12 protein-coding genes are annotated in these 16,186 nt (G+C 74.2%); 5 read left to right on the top strand and 7 right to left on the bottom strand.

What is annotated here, in order from left to right; translation table 11 throughout:
• Positions 1-54 precede the first annotated feature (54 nt).
• The 4 genes from ACIBTS_RS36295 to ACIBTS_RS36280 all read right to left on the bottom strand — a co-directional run bounded on the left by ACIBTS_RS36295 (position 55) and on the right by ACIBTS_RS36280 (position 8,095).
• Positions 55-4,677, bottom strand: a complete 4,623-nt coding sequence (locus ACIBTS_RS36295) for a hypothetical protein (RefSeq protein ID WP_399324946.1) — start codon at positions 4,675-4,677, stop codon at positions 55-57.
• Between the two features lie 87 nt (positions 4,678-4,764).
• On the bottom strand, positions 4,765-5,643 hold the full coding sequence (locus ACIBTS_RS36290) for a hypothetical protein (RefSeq protein WP_399324945.1): 879 nt from the start codon (positions 5,641-5,643) through the stop codon (positions 4,765-4,767).
• Between the two features lie 88 nt (positions 5,644-5,731).
• A complete protein-coding gene (locus tag ACIBTS_RS36285; RefSeq protein WP_319671793.1) occupies positions 5,732-7,261 on the bottom strand; it encodes a hypothetical protein in 1,530 nt (509 codons plus the stop codon).
• Positions 7,262-7,393: 132 nt separating this feature from the next.
• Entirely contained in the window at positions 7,394-8,095 is a 702-nt protein-coding gene (locus ACIBTS_RS36280) for a GntR family transcriptional regulator (RefSeq protein WP_079663587.1), read from the bottom strand.
• A gap of 136 nt (positions 8,096-8,231) precedes the next feature.
• Here ACIBTS_RS36280 and ACIBTS_RS36275 point away from each other — a divergent pair, with 136 nt between their 5' ends.
• The 5 genes from ACIBTS_RS36275 to ACIBTS_RS36255 are packed head-to-tail and all read left to right on the top strand — an operon-like array spanning position 8,232 to position 12,702.
• Complete coding sequence (locus ACIBTS_RS36275; RefSeq protein ID WP_399324944.1) at positions 8,232-9,533, top strand: MFS transporter; 1,302 nt, start codon at positions 8,232-8,234, stop codon at positions 9,531-9,533.
• Entirely contained in the window at positions 9,530-10,384 is an 855-nt protein-coding gene (locus ACIBTS_RS36270) for a putative hydro-lyase (protein ID WP_399324943.1), read from the top strand. Before ACIBTS_RS36275 ends, ACIBTS_RS36270 begins: the two co-directional genes overlap by 4 nt.
• 19 nt (positions 10,385-10,403) lie before the next feature.
• The gene (locus tag ACIBTS_RS36265) at positions 10,404-11,180 is read left to right on the top strand and encodes a LamB/YcsF family protein (RefSeq protein WP_399324942.1); all 777 of its coding nucleotides are present in this window, start codon (positions 10,404-10,406) and stop codon (positions 11,178-11,180) included.
• A gap of 2 nt (positions 11,181-11,182) precedes the next feature.
• A complete protein-coding gene (locus ACIBTS_RS36260; RefSeq protein WP_399324961.1) occupies positions 11,183-11,836 on the top strand; it encodes an allophanate hydrolase subunit 1 in 654 nt (217 codons plus the stop codon).
• On the top strand, positions 11,833-12,702 hold the full coding sequence (locus ACIBTS_RS36255; RefSeq protein ID WP_399324941.1) for a biotin-dependent carboxyltransferase family protein: 870 nt from the start codon (positions 11,833-11,835) through the stop codon (positions 12,700-12,702). The genes ACIBTS_RS36260 and ACIBTS_RS36255 overlap by 4 nt, the downstream gene beginning before the upstream one ends.
• A gap of 30 nt (positions 12,703-12,732) precedes the next feature.
• Here ACIBTS_RS36255 and ACIBTS_RS36250 read toward each other — a convergent pair whose 3' ends face one another.
• The 3 genes from ACIBTS_RS36250 to ACIBTS_RS36240 are packed head-to-tail and all read right to left on the bottom strand — an operon-like array spanning position 12,733 to position 16,048.
• Positions 12,733-13,632 (bottom strand): SGNH/GDSL hydrolase family protein, encoded by a 900-nt coding sequence (locus ACIBTS_RS36250; RefSeq protein WP_399324940.1) that lies wholly within the window; start codon positions 13,630-13,632, stop codon positions 12,733-12,735.
• Positions 13,629-14,924 carry a glycosyltransferase gene (locus ACIBTS_RS36245; RefSeq protein ID WP_399324938.1) on the bottom strand — a complete coding sequence of 432 codons (1,296 nt, stop codon included), beginning with the start codon at positions 14,922-14,924 and terminating at the stop codon, positions 13,629-13,631. Before ACIBTS_RS36245 ends, ACIBTS_RS36250 begins: the two co-directional genes overlap by 4 nt.
• Positions 14,921-16,048: a glycosyltransferase family 4 protein gene (locus tag ACIBTS_RS36240; protein ID WP_399324937.1), complete on the bottom strand. Its 1,128-nt coding sequence runs from the start codon at positions 16,046-16,048 to the stop codon at positions 14,921-14,923. Before ACIBTS_RS36240 ends, ACIBTS_RS36245 begins: the two co-directional genes overlap by 4 nt.
• Positions 16,049-16,186: the final 138 nt, after the last annotated feature.

Genomic DNA, 16,186 nt, shown 5'->3' with positions numbered 1-16,186 from the left:
GCGGCGACTCAACGGCTACCCCACCTCGGAGTACGCCTTCTGCCTCACCGCCCCTCAGGGGGCGCTGTCGGGTACCGGCCGTTTGAACATGCGGGTCGCCGTGATCTCGCTGTGCACCGCCTCCCCCGCCTGGGGCTGCTGCGGCAGGCCCGGGCGGAGGTGTTCCTCGACGCTGATGTACTTCAGGCCCGCCCGGAGGTCGGCGTCGTTGCGCAGCCGGATGACCAGCGGGAACTCAGCCAGCGCCGTCGTGTCGAACAGGCCGGTCGTGTACAGGAGCTGCACGCCCAGGGCGTCCGAGACGGCGCGCTGGAGCTCCAGCAGATAGGTCGCGTTGGCGCGGCCGATGGGGTTGTCGAGGAACAGCGTGCCCGCGTGCCGATGCTTGTCCCGGCCCCGGTCGTTGCTCCTCAGGGCCGCCATGGTGCAGTACAGGGCGATGGCGGCGGTGAGCAGCTGGCCGCCGGAGAACACGTCGCCCATCTGACCGACGGGGACCCGCTCGGCGCGCAGGACAGCGTCGGGCTTGAGGATCTCGACTGCGACGCCCTTGGGCTCTAGGGCCGCGCCGACCCCGCGCAGCAGCAGGGACATGCCGTCGCGCCGCAGGTCGGAGTTCTTCTTGACGGCCGCCCGGGTCGCGTCGTCGATGACCTCGCCGAGCCGCTCGGTCAGGGTGGCCTGATCCGGTTCCTCGAAGCGGATGCGCAGGAACTCCTGGCCGGACCACTCGCCGAGTCCCTCGGGCAGGCGGGAGAGCCGCTGGGCCGAGCGCAGGGTGGCGAGCGCGGACTCGACGAGCCCCCGCAGCCGGTCCACGATCGAGTCCCTGTTGCGCTCGAGCTGCGCCAACTCGTCCGTCAGGACACGCAGTCGGGGTGCGAACGCGTCGGCCCACTTCTGTGCGTGCTCGGGCAGCGCGGCGGCGGGCAGCTCACGGATCTGCTGGCGTGCGGGGGTGCGGACCTGCTCGTAGCGGGTGGAGTTGGCATGCCGGACGAGGATGTCGCCGGCCTCGCGTACGGCGGACTCGGCGGCGGACAGGTCGGCGGCGCAGCCGCGCAACGAGCGGCGGGCCTCGGCAGCCGAATGGCGGGCCTCCTCCAGGGTGCCGGGGTACGGCTCCGGCTCCTCCTGCTCCTCCTCCTGCGGGTGTTCGCGCAGCAGGTCGCGGAGCATCGCGGCGATCTCGTCGAAGCCGCCGGCCGCGTCCTCGGCGGCCCGGTGGGCGGCCAGCAGTTCGGCGTGCGCCTCGCGGGCCTGGCTCAACGCCTCGGTGCGGGAGGCGAGTTCGGCCGTCGCGGTGCGCAACAGCGCCTGCGCGTGTTCGGCGTCGCGCGGCTGGAGCTCCTCGGCCAGCCCGGTGTGGGCCTCGCCGTCCTCGGGCGCGAGCCGCTCGTGCTCACCGCGCAGTCGCCCGAGCTGCTCGCTCGCGGTGGACATACGGGTCTCCAGGAGCTGCACCAGCTCCTCCGCGCGTGCGGCGGCGGCCTGCCGGGACGGCCCGTCGGAGCCGTCGGGCGACTGCAGCAACTGCTCGGCACGTGTACGGACCTTGTTGCTGAGCCGGTCCAGGTCCGTGCGGGCGGCGCTCTCCTCGCCCTCCGCGCGGGCCTGCTCGGCCCGCAGGTCGGCGCCGACGCCGACCTTCTCGTACAGCTGGGAGGCGGCCCGGTAGGCCTCGCGGAGGGCGGGCAGGGACGCCCTGGACGCGTCCGGGTCGGTTTGCGGTACGTCGTCGGGGGCGCCGGCGATCTCGGCGCGTTCGGCGCGCAGCGCACGGGCGGTGCGGCGGGCGTCGTCGGCGGCGCGCTGGGCTCCGCGGCGATCCTCGTCGGCGGCGCGGGCGCGTTCCAGACAGGACTGGGCGCGGGCCTCCGACTCGGCGGCCTCGTCGGCGAGTTCGCGTACCTTGACCTGCCAGCCGGCCCGCTCGCGCAGCCGGAAGGCGAGTCCGGCGAGAGCGTCGGCGGCCCGCCGGGCCTTCTGCGCGGCCTCCTGGCGCTCGTCGCGCACCTGGGCGGCCTCGGCGGCGGTCTCGTCGGCCTCCGCTCGTACGGTCCGCGCCTCGGCCAGCTCGGCCTCGGACTCCTCGGCGAACTCGCGCGCCTCCCCGGCGGCGTGGGCGAGTTCGGTGAGCCGCCCGGCCGGACAGCCGGTACGCCAGGAGGCCAGCCGGGCGGCCAGCTCCCGGTCCTTGCCGAGGCGCGCCGCGAGCCGGCGGATGTCCTCGTCCCGCTCGGTCGCCCGCGCGCGCAGCGCCTGTCGTTCCTCGTCGGCGGCGTGCTCGTCGTGCATGGCCGGGTTCGGCGGGACGAGGAAGACGTCGTCGCTCCGCGTGTCGGCGGCCGGGGTCGGTGCGAGCAGAGCGGCGGCCGTGCCGACGGCCACCGCCGAGCGCGGCAGCAGCGCGGCCTCACCGAGCGCCTCCCGCGCGCGTGCGTGCGAGTCGGGGTCGGTGATGATCACGCCGTCGACGAGCTCGGGCCGGGCGGCGAGCACGCGCGCGTGGTCCACGGGGTCGACTGCCTGGGCGAGGTAGCGCCAGCCGGGAAGGGCGGGGATGCCGTGCTCACCGAGGAACTCGACGGTGGCCAGCACGTCCGGCCCCGGCGGCAGCAGTCCGCCGTCGCCGAGCGCGCCGAGGATGCGGGAGTCGTCGGCGGCGGCGGTGCGCAGCTCGAACAGCTGCCGTTCGGCGGAGGAGACGGCGTCGTCGAGGAGTTCGCGCAGTTCGTCGGCGCAGCGGTCCAGGTCCTCGGGCGTGAGCGAGGAGCCGTCGTCCGGCTCGCCGTCGTGACGAGGCCGGGGGATCTGCCGGGGGGCGCCGCCGCCGGTCAGGCCGAGCAGTTCGGCGAGCCGTTCCTCACCGGCCAGGGACTCGGCGAGCCGCTGCTCGGCCTCGTACGACCGTTGCGCGGCCGTCGCCGCGTCCGCCGCGCGGGCCGCGGTGAGCTCGGCGCGGGACTCCGCGGAGGCGGCCTCGCGGGCGTGCTCGGAGGCTCTGTGCGAGGCCTCACGGGCGATGTCCCAGGCGGCGACGGCCGTCTTCTCGGCGTCGCTGGCGGCGAGGGCCGCTCGCGCGGGATCGGCGTCGGGCGCGCTGTCGTCGAGCCAGCCCGCGCGCACGGCCTCGGCGGTCTCCTGCTCCACCTCTGCGAGGCGCTGGCGCAGGTGCCCGACCTCGCTGCGGGCGCGTTGGGCGTCGGTGGCGGCGGACGTCGCGTCGCGGTGGGCGGACTCGCCGACGTCCTGGAGGGCGGCCGAGCGCTCCTCCTCCTCGTTGGCGAGGGTCTCGGCGCTCTCGGCGGCCGCGTGCAGGGCCCGGACGAGGTCGACTGCGGCCTTGGCGCGGGCGGCGAGGGCGGGCGCGGCGTCGCGTTCGGCCTCCTGGATGGCCGCGGAGACACGGGCGACGCGGTCGGCGGCGGCGCGATGGCGCAGCACGGCCTCGGCGGCCTGCCAGGCGGAGTGCAGGGTGCGGGCGTCGGCGAGTTCGCGCTTCTGCGCGGCGGCGGACTTCTCGGCGGCGGCGAGCGCCAGCGAGGCGTGCCGGAAGGCGAGTTCGGCGGCGATCAGCGCACTGCGCTCGCGTGCCCCCTCGGAGTGCGTGACGGCGTAGGCGGCGGCCGTGACCCGCTGGGCGAGATCGCCGGCCCGCACCTTCTCGCGTACGCCCCGCGCGGACAGCCGGCGGGCCTGCGCGCGGGTGCGCCGCTCGGCGCCGGCGTGGACGTCACGCGCGCGTGCCCGCGCCTCGGCGGCCTCGACGATCCGCCCCAGCAGGTCCACCGAACCGGCGGTGAAGTCCCGTTCGGCGATCAGTTCGGCGCGGCGGCCCAGCTTGTTGCCGAAGCCGCTGACCAGGTCGGCGAGTCCGTCGGTGTCGCGTGTGTCGGTCACCGCGCGCAGCAGCAGGTCGGTGAAGTCGGAGTCCTTCTTGACCGCGAAGAGGCCGGCGGCCTCGCCCTCGTCGGCGTTCATCTCCCGCTGGTAGCGGAAGAGTTCGGGGTCCAGGCCGAGCTCGCCGAGGTGCTCGATCCACCGGTCGTGGATCTCCTCCCAGTGCACCTCCAGGTGCGGATACGCCTTCCCCGCCTCGGTGAGGGCGTCCCGGAACCCTTTCATGGTGCGCCGCCGCCCCTGCGCCCCGGAGGCTCCCTCCACGGGCGGGCGTACCGCGGTGGACTCGGCGACGGGCAGGTTGTCCAGACTCAGCCCGGGCCCCGGCCGGAACGAGTACCAGGCTTCCGCGAACTTCCGCGGATCGTTGGACACCTGCCGCCCGCGCCACTCGCTGACCTTGCCTACGACGACGCACTCACCAGTGAGCACGTGCTGCCATTCCAGCGCCACGTGTCCGCAGTCGTCGGCGAGCAGGAACTTGCGCAGCACACCGGAGCTGGCGCCGCCGAGGGTGTTGCGGTGACCCGGCAGCATCACGGAGAAGATCAGCTTGAGCAGGACGGACTTGCCGCCGCCGTTCTCCAGGAAGAGCACGCCGGCGGGCGCGGGCCGGCGCGGCGGGCCGACGGGCTCCTCCTCGAAGAACTCCGCCTGCATGGGCGCGGGGTCGGGCACGACGTCACCCACGCCCCGCAGGTCAAGCACGGTGTCGGCATAGCGCGCACCGGCAGGCCCGATGGAGTAGAGGCGGACCCGGGACAGCTCGTACATGGCGGACTCTCGTAAGTCTTCGGCAGATCGGCAGATCAGGGGGTTGGCGGTTCTTCGGGCTTCAGAAACCTCAGGACCTCAGGAGCCTCAGGAATGGAACGGGAGTCCGGCGTCGGCCACCAGTTCCAGATCGTCGGTCTCCTCGGGGGGCAGCAGCGTCGGCGTGCCGTCGGTGACCGGGACGACGCCCAGTTCCAGCAGCTCGGCCATGGCGGCGCCGCCTGCCATGTCACGCACCTGGAGCTGGTAGCGCGCGGTGGTCCGGTAGGTTCCGCCGTTGTCGTCGCCGGTCCGCTGGAGGAACCCGGAGTCGGTGAGGAACCCGACGGCCTTGCCGACGATGCCGGTCGTCGAGCCGGCGAGTCTGCGCGCGTCCTTGGTGGCGCCGGTGGAACTGCGTCTGGCCCAGATCCGCCAGGCCGACTCCAGGCCGGGCGCGTCGGTCGCGGGGTCGGTGTTCTCGCCCTGCTCCTCCGCTCGCTCCTCCAGGCGCCGACAGGCCTGGCGGACGAAGGCGTCGACTCCGTTGACGCTGACCCGCCCGATGTAGCCGTCGTCGGCCAGGTCCTCGGGCCGCGGGAACGCCATCGCGGCGACGGCGAGATGCGCGAGGCCGTGCAGGAAGCGGTCGCCGCCGTCGGCGGACGTACGACGCGCGTAGTCCCCCATCCGCACGGCGAACACCGAGTCCTCGGCGGCGGTCACCGCCATCCCCGCGCGCGGGGACACCTCCAGCACGATCAGACCGAGCCCGGCGGCGACGGCGTCGGCGAGCCGGGCGAACGCCGGGTCCTCCCGGTAGCGCCGCAGCAGCTCCGCGTACTCCTGGTCCCGCGCGGGCTGCAGTTTGGGCTGCAGCCCAAAGGCGACCAGCCGCGCCGCGTCGGCGGCGTCGGCGGGGGTGACGGAGGCGTTCGCCACCAGGGAGGGGGCCTCCGTGTCGCTCCAGTCGACGTGCTCGGTCACGGCTTCGGCTCCTCGGTGTTCTCGTGCTCGTCCATACTGTTCCCGGCTCGGCTCCCGGTCCGAATCCCCGCCCCATTCCCCGCCCGGCTCATGCCGCCTCCGTGCGGTCCGCTGCCATCCCCGCGGCGTCCAGCAGGGCGGTGCCGACGATGAGGTCGGCCCCGCCGAACTCCGGGTCGTCCAGTTCCGTCCCGTCGTCCACGGCGAACAGCAGTTTCTCCTCGCCCTGGCGGTAGGCCGTGCCCACGGCCGGGCTGGCAGCGTGCACCGCCAGCAGTGCCACCAGGTACGGCAGATCGAGGTCGCCAGTGCCGCGCGCCTGCGCCAGCAGTCCGGACAGCCGGCGCGGCGCGTCCGCCGGCAGGTCGAGCAACTCCTTGGCGACCGCCAGCTGTTCCTCGCTGAACCGGCTGTCGTCCGGCGTCGCGATGAGGTCCGGCTCCGGCATCTCCGCCCCCAGGTGCTCCCGTTCCACCGGCGGCGTCAGCAGCAGGTCGACGAGGTCGCCCACCCGCACGGACGCCGGCGTGCGCAGTCCGGTCCCGCGCGCGAAGAACGCGTCCGTGACCCGGACCGCCTGCTCCAGCGGCAGCGGCAGCACGGGCGCGACGAGATGCCCGTACAGGTCTATCCCCGACGAGGTCATGGGGGTGGCGAACGCCTGGCGGTCCTGCTCGGCGCGGAACAGCGGACCGGCCTCCAGCAGCCGGGACTGCAGCAGTGTGTGCCGGCGGATGCAGTCCTTGACGATGTCGACGAGTTCGGCGGCCCGCCGCTTGTTCTCCGCGTCCTCGATCTCGTCGCGGGCCTTGCGGATGTTGGTGAGGATCGCGTTCTCGTGGCGGTAGCGGTCGGCGACGTGGTCGAGGGCCTCGGCGATCATGTCGGGCACGGAGTTGAGCCAGTCCACCGCGCGCACGTTGCGCCGGGTGGCCTCCAGGGCGCGGCGCAGGGTCTCCGAGTACTGCACGGTGCGGTAGCGGGCCTGCTCGGCGGCCAGCTGGGCGTCGGCGAGGCGGCCTCGGCGGATCAGCACCTCGAGCTTGACCTCGGCGGCGATCTGCGCGCTGGTGACGTCGGTGTCGAGGGCGCCCACCAGGACGTTGACCGCCTCGTCGGTGGTGCGGAGGTAGACCGCGCCGCCGTAACCCGGGACCTCCTCGATCAGCTTGAAGTCGTAGTCGCGGCGCACATACGTGCCGTCCGGCGCGAACGTGCCGTAGGCGGCCCGGAAGCCGCGGTCGACGCTGCCGACGTTGATCAGGTTCTCCAGGACCCAGCGAGCCACCCGCTCGTGCTCGGCGACGGGCCGCCGCGGGGCCTGTGCGGCGATGCGCGGCAGGAGACGGGCCACTATCTGGTCGTGGTCTGCGCCGGTGTCGAAGTCCATGTTGAGCGTGACCAGGTCGATGGCGGCGAGGGCGAGCTCCGCCATGCCGTACACCGAGTACTCACCGGCGAGATTGACCTTGCGCGCGTCGAGGTCGTGGATCGGCGCCGTGCAGGCGAGCGCGCGCAGCCGCCGCGCCAGCCCCTCGTCGGCGGCCGGACCCAGCGCGGGGCGCGGCCCCGCGCTGAGCTGGGGCGGAACACGGTCCGTCGAAGCAGGCGAAGTCACGGTGCACAGACTAGGTCCTCGGTCTGACATCGACCCAAACGACGCGGAACGCCTCCGGCGGTCGGGCGGGCGACGACCGGTTGTGTTTCGTCTGCGGGCCGGTGGGGGCCTGTCGCGCAGTTCCCCGCGGCCCTAAGGAGCGCTGTCCTCGCCCACCCTTCGCCGGTACACCTCGACCACCCGCGCCAGCGAGTCGGTCAGGTAGGTCTCGAGCAGCTTTGCCGCCCCCTGCCTGTCGCCGGCCTCCAGGGCCTGCAGGATCTGGCGGTTGCGCTGGAGGTACGGCTCGTGCAGCCGGCGCGGCTCGCCGACGAGGTGGAAGGCAAGCCGCAGCTCGGCGAAGACACTGCGCATCAGCTCGTCGGTGCGAGCGCTTCCGGCCAGGGCCACGAGTTCCCGGTGGAAGTGGAAGTTGGCGGTACCCAGTTCTTTCCAGTCATTCTCGAGAGCTGCCACCTGGCCCTCCGTGACGCTCGCCCGGAGACCGTCCAGCGTGTACGGCGGTTCCCCGAGCCCGCGCACCACGGCGCACTCGACGAGCATGCGCGTGCGGTAGATGTCCTCGACGTCCTCGACGGTCACGACCCGGACGAACACGCCCCGGTTCAACTCGTGGACGAGCAGACGCTCATGGGTGAGCAGCCGGAACGCCTCGCGCAGCGTGTTGCGGGAGACCCCGAGCGCTCCGCCGATGCTGTCCTCCGACAATCGCGTCCCGGGCGGGAAATAGCCCTCGGCGATACGGCTCCTGAGGATGTCCGAAACCCGTTCGGCCGTGCTCGTGCGGCCCAGGAGGGCGCGGTCGTCGGCCAGTCCCGCCAGCTGCTCTGCCATGCCCGGAATTCAACCGCAGTCACGAGAACGAAACAACATGGGTATTGAAGGATCGTTCAACGATCCTCTACCTTCCTTTCCAGGCACGGCACGGCTCACTCCCCGCACCCTCCGTCATCCCTCAGCGAGGTGCCCCATGAGCACGACCCCTCCACCACAGGCCCCGACCACCGACGCCCACGCCACCACGACCGAACACATTCGCAACGACGGCGCACTGGGCTGGCTGCGCGCCCTCGGCCCGCGCGGCCGACGCGCCTTCGCCGGCGCGTTCGGCGGCTACGCCCTCGACTCCTACGACTACTTCACGCTGCCGCTGAGCATGGTCGCGCTGGCGGCGTACTTCGGTCTGGACAGCGGCCAGACCGGCCTGTTCACCACCGTCACCCTGGTGGCCTCCGCGATCGGCGGGGCCGTGGCGGGCGTCCTGGCCGACCGGATCGGCCGGGTCAGGGCCCTGATGATCACCGTGATCACCTACGCGGTCTTCACCGTCGCCTGCGGCTTCGCGCCCACCTACGAGACGCTGCTGGTCTTCCGCTCCCTGCAGGGTGTCGGCTTCGGCGGCGAGTGGGCGGTCGGCGCGGTCCTGGTCGCCGAGTACGCGAGCGCGAAGCACCGGGGTCGCACCCTCGGCGCGATCCAGAGCTCCTGGGCCGTCGGCTGGGGTCTCGCGGCCCTCGCGTACACGCTGGTCTTCTCCTTCTTCGGCGACGACATGGCCTGGCGCGTGATGTTCTGGACGGGCGCCCTGCCCGCGCTGCTCGTCGTGTGGATGCGGCGCCGGGTGCAGGACGCGCCGCAGGCCACGGCCGCCCGCGAACAGAGTGCCCGCAAGGGGTCGTTCCCGGCGATCTTCAAGGGCCCGCTGCTGCGGACGACGCTCTTCGCGGGCCTGCTCTCCACCGGTGTGCAGGGTGGCTACTACACGCTGGCGACCTGGGTGCCGACGTATCTGAAGTCGGAGCGCGGCCTGTCCGTGGTCGGCACCGGCGGCTATCTGACCTTCCTGATCTCGGGCGCCTTCCTCGGCTATCTGACCGGCGGTTACCTCACCGACCGGCTGGGCCGGCGCCGTAACATCTGGCTGTTCGCCCTGCTGTCGGCGGTGTGCATCCTGGCGTACGCCAACATCCCGAGCGGCGCGGACACCCTGCTCCTCGTGCTCGGCTTCCCGCTCGGGTTCTGCATGTCGGCGATCTTCAGCGGCTTCGGATCCTTCCTGAGCGAGCTGTATCCGACCGCTCTGCGCGGCACGGGACAGGGCTTCACGTACAACACCGGCCGCGCCGTGGGCGCCGTCTTCCCCACCGCGGTCGGTTTCCTGGCCGACAGCTGGGGTGTGGGCGGTGCGCTGGTCTTCGGCGCGATCGGTTACGCCATCGCCGCCCTGGCGCTGCTGGGGCTGCCGGAGACCCGCGGGAAGGAACTCGAGTGACCCGTCCGATACTCACGCAGGACCGCCGACCGCCCCGTACCGAAGACCCTCCCGTCACCCTCGTCGACGAGCACGCGCACGCGTGGCGCCCCGAAACCGCCCGGGCCCGCTTCCGGGCGGGCCTGACCGGCCCCACGGCCGGAGTCGCGGCGGGCCACACCCAGGTCAACCTGATCTCGGTGCCCGCGGACTGGGCGTACGACATGCTGCTGTTCTGCCAGCGCAACCCGAAGCCCTGTCCCGTCCTCGACGTCACCGACGCCGGCTCCGTCACCACCGTGCTGGCCGAGGGCGCGGACCTGCGCACCGATCTGCCGCGCTACCGGGTGTGGGCGGACGGGGAGCTGGTGGACGAGCCGACGGACGTGCGCGCGTACTGGCGTGACGACCTGGTGTCGTTCCTGATCGGCTGCAGCTTCACCTTCGAGTGGGCGCTGACCGGGGCGGGCGTACCGATCCGCCACATCGAGCAGGGACGCAACGTCCCGATGTATGTGACGAACCGTCAGTGCCGGTCCGCGGGCCGGCTGCACGGCCCGATGGTGGTGTCCATGCGGCCGGTGCCGCCGCAGCATCTCGCGGCGGCGATCCGGGAGAGCAGTCTGCTCCCGGCGGTCCACGGCAGCCCCGTACACTGCGGCGACCCGGCGGGACTGGGCATCGACGACCTCGGCCGGCCCGACTTCGGCGACCCGGTGGAGGCCGCGCCGGACGACATCCCGGTGTTCTGGGCCTGCGGAGTGACCCCGCAGGCCGCGGTGACGGCCTCGCGCCCGCCGTTCGCCCTCACCCACGCCCCGGGACAGATGTTCCTCACCGACGCCCGCGACGAGCAGTACCGCGTGGCCTGAGAAGGAGACACGGAAAGCCATGACCGCGACGACCGCGACGACCGCGATCGATCTGAACGCCGACCTCGGCGAGGGCTTCGGCCGCTGGCAGCTGACCGACGACGAGCAGTTGCTGTCCGTCGTCAGCAGCGCGAACGTGGCTTGTGGCTTCCACGCCGGGGACGCGGCCACCATGCGGCGGGTGTGCCAGCTGGCGGCCGAGCGGGGCGTGAGGATCGGCGCACAGGTCTCCTACCGGGACCTGGCCGGATTCGGGCGTCGCGCCATGGATGTGCCGAGCGCCGAACTGGCCGCCGAGGTGGCGTACCAGATCGGCGCCCTGGAGGTGTTCGCCCGGGCGGCGGGCGCGCGCGTGGCGTACGTGAAGCCGCACGGCGCCCTCTACAACCGGGTCGTGCACGACGAGGAACAGGCCGGCGCGGTGGTCGACGGGGTGCTCCTCGCCGACGCCGCGCTGCCCGTGCTCGGCCTGCCCGGCTCGCGTCTGCTGGAACTGGCCCGCAAGGCGGGGCTGCCGACCGTCCCGGAGGCCTTCGCGGACCGCGCGTACACCGAGGCGGGCACACTCGTGCCGCGAGGGCAGGCCGGGGCCGTGGTCTGCGACCCGGACGCCGTCGTGGAACGGTCGGTGAGCCTCGCCCGCCTCGGCCGGGTCACCTCCCACGCGGGGTCCTCCATCGAGGTACGCGCGCGTTCCCTGTGCCTGCACGGCGACACGCCCGGGGCGGTGGAGCTGGCCCGCCGAATCCGGCGCCGGCTGGAGAAGTCGGGCGTGCGGGTGGAGGCCTTCGCATGAGTCTGCGCGTCCTGTCCGTCGGCGATGACGCCCTCCTGGTCGAGGTGGCCTCGGATGCCCAGGCAGAGGCCCTGCACGCGGAGCTGCTGCGCCGTCGTGCGGCGGGCCTGATCGGTGCCCGTGAGATCGTCCCGGCCGCCCGCACCGTCCTCCTGGACGGCCTGACCGACCCCGGCCGGCTGGCGGCCGAGCTGGCCGCCGCCGACGTACCGCCCGCGCCGCCACGGGAGCAGGACGTCGTGGAGATCCCGACGCGTTACGACGGCCCGGACCTGGCCGAGGTCGCCGCTCACTGGGGTGTCTCGGAGCGGGAGGTGGCCCGCATCCACGCGGCCGCCGAGTTCCGGGTCGCCTTCTGCGGGTTCGCGCCCGGCTTCGGCTATCTCACCGGCCTGCCCGCGCGCTACGACGTCCCACGCCGGGCCACTCCGCGCACGGCCGTCCCGGCGGGATCGGTGGCGCTGGCGGGGCCGTACACGGGCGTGTACCCGCGCTCGTCGCCGGGCGGCTGGCAGCTGATCGGCACCACGGAGGCCGTGTTGTGGGATCACGCGCGCGTACCGGCCGCCATGCTCGCGCCGGGTACGCGCGTGCGCTTCGTCCCGTCGGATCAGGCGGATCAGGCGGAGCAGGCGCGGCCGGTGGGAGCGGTATGAGCGACCGCGCACTGTGCGTCGTCCGCGCCGGGGCGCTCACCACCGTGCAGGACCGGGGCCGTCCCGGACACGCGCATCTGGGCGTCCCCCGTTCCGGGGCGCTGGACCCGCCCGCGGCGGCCCTCGTCAACCGGCTGGTGGGCAACGCGCCCGACGCGGCCGTCCTGGAGACCACGCTCAACGGCTGTGCCCTCAGGCCGCGTTGCGACGTGGCCGTGGCGGTCGGGGGTGCGCCGTGCCGGGTCAGGGTGGACGGCCGGCCGGTCGCCTGGGGCGCGGCCGTACGCGTACCCGCCGGTGCGGTGCTGGACGTCGGACAGGCCCTGTCCGGTGTACGCGGCTATGTGGCCGTGGCCGGCGGCATCGCCGTCGAGCCGGTCCTCGGCAGCCGCTCCACGGACCTGCTCTCGGGCCTGGGCCCCGACCCGCTCACGGACGGCACGGTCCTGCCCCTGGGGCAGGACCTCGCCCCGCACACGCGCGTGGACGTCGCCCCGCAGCCGGCTCCCCCGGCCGAGCTCGTTCTGCGGGTGACGCTCGGCCCACGGGACGACTGGTTCACCGCCGACGCGGTCCGGGCCTTCACCTCGCGGACGTTCCGCGTGTCCTCGGCGAGCAACCGCATCGGGCTGCGCACCGAGGGGCCCGCGCTGGAGCGAGCACTGAGCGGGGAACTCGCGAGCGAGGGCATGGTCCTGGGCGCCGTACAGGTGCCGCCCGCGGGCCGGCCGGTGGTCTTCCTGGCCGACCACCCGACCACCGGGGGCTACCCGGTGATCGGGGTGGTCCGCGCGACCGACCTCCCGGCGGCCGCCCAGGCGCCACCGGGAACACCGGTCCGCTTCGTGGCCGTACGGCGACGGTGACGGTACGCCGACGGTGACGCCCCGGGCACCTCAGGCGGCGTCCGGCTGCCGTTCCGCCACCGACAGGGCGGCGAGCGCGGCGGACACGGCCGCGGAGGCCCGCAGGTCGAGCCGGGCGCTGGTGCCCCGCACGCGGTGACGCATCTCGTCGGCCGCCAGGGTGAGCAGTTGCGGAAGCAGGTCGGTGCACCGCCGGGCCACCCAGCCGGTGCCCGCGGTCGCCAGCCACCACAGGCTCGCCGACGTCGTGGGCGCCGGGAACTCGGGCTCGGGCGAGGGCGCGGGCCCGCTCGCGAGGCCCGCCTCCGCCAGCACCGCGTGGAAGCGCACGGCCAGTTGCCGGTGCCCCCGTTCGCCGGGGTGGAGCCGGTCCGCGCTCCACATCGCCCGGTCGGTGAGCCAGGCGCCCTCCGAGGCGTGCAGGTGGACGGCGCCGTAACGCTCGGAGAGGGCGTGGACGACGGTGTTGACGGCGCGCTGTCTGCGGGCCAGCGGCCGGGCGAGGGCGCCGGGCAGCCCGAGGGTTGCGCCCGGATCGGGCAGGCACGCGGTGAGCAGGACGGCGCCCTGCTCGGCGAACGCACCGTAGACCGTGTCGAGCCGGGCGGCCACGGCATGGATGTCGAAGGTGCAGCGCAGGGTGTCGTTGACGCCGACGACGACGGAGACCAGGTCGGGCCGCAGCTCCAGCCCGGCCGGGAGCTGCCGTTCCAGCACGTCCCGTGTCTGCGCCCCGCTGACCGCGAGGTTGGTGAACTCCACGCCTGCCGCAGGCCCCTCAGCCCCCTCGACCGCCCTCTCGACCCCTTCGGCCTCACCGGCGAGCCCGTCGGCGAGCAGCGCGGCCCAGCCGCGCCACCCGTCGCCCACGGGGTCCCCGACGCCCTCGGTGAGCGAGTCTCCGAGGGCGACGAAACGCACGCGTCTCATCCGAGGCCTCCGGGCACGAACGGACGGACAGGTGCGGCGGGCGGTGCCGTCGCCGGAGCAGGACCCGGTGCCGGTGCCGTCGCCGGAGCAGGCGCAGCCGGGTCGTAGACGTCGCTCCGGGCGGGCGGCGTCGCGTCGTGCGCGGCGAGAAACGCCTCGACCGCCGTCCCCCAGCCGAAGCACTCCGCACGCGCGCGTGCCGCCTCCCTGCGGGCCGCCGGCGGGCGCTCGAGCAGGTGCTCCACGGCCTCCGCGAAGGCCTCCCCGCGGTCGGCCGCGGTGGCCCCGGCGGCCCCGATCACCTCGGGGAGCGCCGAGGAGGCGCTCGCGACGACGGGCGTCCCGCACGCCATCGCCTCCAGGGCGGCGAGCCCGAACGTCTCCGCGGGCCCCGGTGCCAGGCACACGTCGGCGGAGGCCTGTAGCGCGCCCAGGGCACCGCGGTCGGAGACGTGCCCCAGGAAGGTCACGGGCAGCCCGCCCTCCCGGGCCCGCTGCTCCAGCCGCGGCCGCAGCGGTCCGTCTCCCGCGACGACCAGCACCGCCCGCACACCGCGCCGCAGCAACGCCTCCAGGGCGTCCAGCGCGGTACCGGGCCGCTTCTCCACGGAGAGGCGGGTGCACATCACCAGCAGGGTCTCGTCCGCGCGCGCGTGGACGGCCCGCAGTCCGGCGTCCCGCAGGGCGGGGTGCCGTTCGACGAGGTCGACGCCCAACGGCGCCCGGACCACGTTCCGCGCCCCGATCCGTACGAACTCGCGCTCGGCGAACTCGGTGGTGCACACCACGCGCGCGTACGTGTGCGCCGTACGGAGATTGAGGGCGTCGGCGACGCGTCCGGCCACCGCCTCGGGCACGCCCCAGGTGCGCAGGACGCCGTCCGCGGTCTCGTGGGAGACCATCACGGCGGGTACCCGGGCCCGGCGCGCCCACTTGCCGGTCCAGCGCAGCGTCGTGCGGTCGGAGACCTCCAGGCGGTCGGGGACGAGGTCCTCCAGCAGGCGGGCGACCCGCCGTTTGTCGGTGAGGACGCGGTAGCCGCCGGTGCCGGGCAGCAGTGGCCCGGGCAGGGTGATCACCCTGCCCTGCTCGGTCTCTTGGTCGCTCACCCGCTCGCCGGGCACGATGAGGACCGGCTCGTGGCCGGCCGCGCGGTAGCCCTTGCCGAGCTCGCGCAGGGCCGTGCGCAGCCCTCCCGAGGCGGGAGCCACGAAGTTGGCGAGGCGCACGATCCGCAGCGGCCCGGAGCAGGTGCCGGCGGCGCGGCCCAGGCCGTTCACCTCGGGGCTCATGCCGCCACCACCAGTCGGCGTGCGGCGAGCACGTCCTGGTAGTGGCCGATGAGCCGGTCACCGACGGCGGCCCAGGTGCGCCCCTCGACCATGGCCCGGCCGGCGGCGCCGTAGGCGAACCGTTGTGCGGGGTCGGCGGCCAGCGAGGCCACCGCCTCCCGCACCGCCCCCGCGTCGCGCGGCGGGACGAGCAGGCCGGTGCGCCCGTGGGCGACCAGGTCCAGGGGGCCGCCCGCGGCGGGCGCGATCACCGGGACACCGCTGGCCATGGCCTCCTGGACGGTCTGGCAGAACGTCTCGAAGGGGCCCGTGTGCACGAAGACGTCCAGTGAGGCGAAGATGCGGGCGAGTTCGTCGCCGGTGCGCTTGCCCAGGAAGACCGCGCCCGGCAGGGCCTCCTCCAGGCCGGGCCGGCTCGGCCCGTCGCCCACCACGACGACGCGGACGCCGGGCAGCCCGCAGGCGCCGGCCAGGAGCTCGACCTGCTTCTCGGCGGCAAGCCGTCCGACGTAGCCGACGATCAGCTCGCCGTTCGGGGCGAGGGCGCGGCGCAGTGCCTCGTCGCGGTGGTCGGGGCGGAACCGCACGGTGTCCACGCCGCGCGGCCACAGCTTCACCCGGGGCACGCCGTGCGTGTCCAGGTCGTGCAGGGCCGCGCTGGAGGGGGCGAGGGTGAGGTCGGCGGCGGCGTGGACGGACCGTATCCGGCGCCAGGCCGCGGCCTCGCCTGCGCCCATGTAGGTGCGGGCGTAGCCGCCCAGGTCGGTCTGGTAGACGGCGACGGCGGGGATGCCGAGCCGGGCGGCGGCGGCCATGCCGCGCACGCCGAGGATGAAGGGGCTGGCCAGGTGGACCATGTCGGCACGGTGTTCGGCGATGGCGGCGGCGACGCGTCGGCTGGGGAGGGCGACGCGGACCTGGGGGTAGCCGGGGAGCGGAAGGGAGGGGACTCGGACGACGGGGCAGGGCGCTTCGGCGTCCGGCCCGATCCCGGCGGCGGTGGCCGGGGCGACGACGACGGGGGCGTGACCGCGATCGACGAGGTGTCGGGCGGTCTGGAAGGCGCAATGGGCCACGCCGTTCACGTCGGGGGGAAAGGATTCGGTCACGATGACGACACGCATACCCGTGTTGTCGCCGCCCTGGACGTGGCCGCGTCAAAGTGGATCTTTCCGAAACACTAACGTCCCATGAGCGTTGCGCTGCGCCGTCGGCGCTCACCGGGTGCGCAGCGCGCAGGTCGGACGGCGTCCATGCCCGTA

Origin of the sequence: Streptomyces sp. NPDC050121, assembly GCF_044460385.1 — a bacterium.
GTDB classification, from domain to species: Bacteria; Actinomycetota; Actinomycetes; order Streptomycetales; family Streptomycetaceae; genus Streptomyces; species Streptomyces soliscabiei.
The sequence above is the reverse complement of the archived record's forward strand: the minus strand, read 5'-3'. Positions and strand labels throughout refer to the sequence as shown.

Bases quoted from the DNA above. Each gene is read 5' to 3' on its own strand.
- ACIBTS_RS36295 (WP_399324946.1), bottom strand. From the start codon at position 4,677: ATGTACGAGCTGTCCCGGGTCCGCCTCTACTCCATCGGGCCTGCCGGT.
- ACIBTS_RS36280 (WP_079663587.1), bottom strand. From the start codon at position 8,095: ATGGCAGAGCAGCTGGCGGGACTGGCCGACGACCGCGCCCTCCTGGGC.
- ACIBTS_RS36275 (WP_399324944.1), top strand. From the start codon at position 8,232: ATGAGCACGACCCCTCCACCACAGGCCCCGACCACCGACGCCCACGCC.
- ACIBTS_RS36265 (WP_399324942.1), top strand. From the start codon at position 10,404: ATGACCGCGACGACCGCGACGACCGCGATCGATCTGAACGCCGACCTC.
- ACIBTS_RS36255 (WP_399324941.1), top strand. From the start codon at position 11,833: ATGAGCGACCGCGCACTGTGCGTCGTCCGCGCCGGGGCGCTCACCACC.
- ACIBTS_RS36250 (WP_399324940.1), bottom strand. From the start codon at position 13,632: ATGAGACGCGTGCGTTTCGTCGCCCTCGGAGACTCGCTCACCGAGGGC.
- ACIBTS_RS36245 (WP_399324938.1), bottom strand. From the start codon at position 14,924: ATGAGCCCCGAGGTGAACGGCCTGGGCCGCGCCGCCGGCACCTGCTCC.
- ACIBTS_RS36240 (WP_399324937.1), bottom strand. From the start codon at position 16,048: ATGCGTGTCGTCATCGTGACCGAATCCTTTCCCCCCGACGTGAACGGC.